Annotated in this window: 2 protein-coding genes and 1 pseudogene; all 3 read right to left on the bottom strand. The window is 30.9% G+C overall.

All coding sequences use genetic code 11. From position 1 onward, the window contains the following. Positions 1–326 precede the first annotated feature (326 nt). Complete coding sequence (locus RCH18_RS16020; protein ID WP_326937779.1) at positions 327–839, bottom strand: hypothetical protein; 513 nt, start codon at positions 837–839, stop codon at positions 327–329. Positions 840–1005: 166 nt separating this feature from the next. Further along, positions 1006–1755, bottom strand: a complete 750-nt coding sequence (locus tag RCH18_RS16015) for a hypothetical protein (RefSeq protein WP_326937778.1) — start codon at positions 1753–1755, stop codon at positions 1006–1008. Between the two features lie 137 nt (positions 1756–1892). Then, positions 1893–2242 (bottom strand): annotated as a pseudogene (locus RCH18_RS16010) (metallophosphoesterase); the annotation flags it as partial.

Raw genomic sequence — 2242 nt, 5'->3', positions numbered from 1 at the left:
GAATGCAAAATACCCACCAAAAGGGTATGCCTTGATTAAAGTGACCTTTTTTAAGCTCTTATGCGAGTTCAAAATTAGTAAACATTTATTTCTATCTCCCAAAACCGCCTCGCTTACAAGCGAATTTTGTGCGAATAGAAAAGGAGTTATTGCGTTAATTTGAGCAAAAGTGGGGTAAATTCACAGCCTGACGTTTCGCGGCTTGCAGAAGTGGCGAACTTCGTAACCGAGATTTTTCGGCTATGATAAAATTTCTTGCGAAAGATAAACGTGAATTTACCACATATTTCGCCATTTATGCAAACCGCTGTTGTGCGTTCGTTTATTTATTTACATTCAATTACCCCTTTAAAATAGTATTCAGTTTCTTTTCTGAATTTCCAAAATTCACTCGGAATATTTGTTTCTCTAATTTTCAATAAATAGAAAGAAGAAATTTGTTTTGAATTTTGTTCAAATGGATTTTTGTTGATATTAATTTTTGCGTCAATTACTTCATATTCTGTTTTTGAACCATCTTCCACATCATCGTTATACGAGTATTTAATATTCTCAATTTTTAAGTTTTTATCAATTTCAATTTCAATTATAGTTGATTCATAACCATTATTTTTTGAGTTTAGTATTTTTAAATTTTCATTATTCAATTCAATTTTTGAATATCCATTATCAAAATCTTCAATACTGTCTTTACAAACAAATAAGTTTTCAAATTCAGAATATTGGCTAAACATTTCAGCGCTAATTTTGGCTTTTCCAAAATCCTGTTTTTCTGGTGTTGAAATTCCGCTACAATTCAAAAACAGAATTAAAATTATTATGTTAAGTATTATTCTCATTCGGTTTTTCGGTTAAATGACGCACAACGTGATTGTGTATGATTAGTTGCGTGTTTTAAGCACGGAATTTAGTAAATAAAAAACGAATAGAAAATCTGCGAGGATTTTCGTAAGTAGGCGAGAACCAAGCAATTAATTATACACGGTGTTGCCACCAGTTATTTTTTCAATAGTATTTACTTAAAAAACTCGGATTTCCTTTTTCTTCTGGATAGAAATATATTCCGATTATTAATTTACTATTTTCAGGTACTTTGTCATTAATTCCTTTGTCATTACTTGACCATTCGGATTTCTTGATTATTTCTATCAGTTTTTGGTCTATTGGGTTTTTAAATCCACTTATTTCAGTCACACTTTTAATTGTCAAATCAGAAGCGAAAGTTATTTCATAAATTCCAAAATTTTTGTCAAGTTCAATTCCTTTAAATTGTTTTAAATCCTCACGAAGTTTTGATTTTTCTCTATAAGTTATTTTCTCAGTCGAATTAATATTATTTTCCTTGAAAGCTTTTAGTATTTCCAATTCTCGTTTTTGCCTTTTCTGATTGCTTTTATTTAAATATAGCAAACCAGAACACATTCCAATTCCAAAATTTCCGTCTTTATTTTTTCTTGCATAAGCAACTAACTTTGTATTTGTTGGAATATAAATGTCGCAAGAACTTCCAATTCCATTATCACTTCTGCCATAAACATAAATTGATTTCAGTTGTTCGCCTTTATACAATTCATTAATCTTTATATCTGCTTTATATCCTTGTTCATTTTTTTGATTCGGATAGATTTTTAGAATTGTTATGTTAGCAACAAATTCCGACTCAATAAATTTTTCCGTTATTTTCGGTTCATCGCAATCGCAAGCGAAGACTCCGATTGAGAATAGAAATATTGTTATTTGCAGGATTTTTTTCATAATTGGTGGCAACGTTTTGCCACTTTGAGATGGCTGGAAGTTCGTAACCTTTCAGTTTTCGGCTTAACGAAAACTTGATGCGAAACGATAATTCCACTAAACTCCAGCTAGCTCAAAATGGCTGTTACCCATAGTTTTTATATTTCCATTTCAACCATTTCGGCCCTAGCCCCAAAGCGGATTGGTAAAATACTTGTTCCTATTCCTTTTGAAATATACATTTTAGGCTCAGATTCTTTATACCAACCTTTTAAATATTGTCCACTTCCTTGAGGTTTGAAAGGAACAATTCCTAAAAATGTAATTTGTCCGCCGTGAGTATGACCAGAAAGGACTAAATCAATATTTAAATTTCCTTTTTGTTTTGTGATTATGTCTCTGTGTTCTGGACGATGTGATAAAACAATATTGGTTTCAGTTTCTTTTAGATTTTCAACTGCTTTTACAAAATCAGCGTTTCCACCAACAAAATCATCAATTCCGATTA

It is taken from the genome of Flavobacterium sp. PL11 (genome assembly GCF_035985025.1).
Lineage (GTDB): Bacteria > Bacteroidota > Bacteroidia > Flavobacteriales > Flavobacteriaceae > Flavobacterium.
This window is presented reverse-complemented; position numbering and strand designations above follow the sequence as displayed.

What these genes read in the sequence shown, in the direction of transcription:
- RCH18_RS16020 (WP_326937779.1), bottom strand. Translation starts at nt 839, where the DNA reads ATGAGAATAATACTTAACATAATAATTTTAATTCTGTTTTTGAATTGT.
- RCH18_RS16015 (WP_326937778.1), bottom strand. Translation starts at nt 1,755, where the DNA reads ATGAAAAAAATCCTGCAAATAACAATATTTCTATTCTCAATCGGAGTC.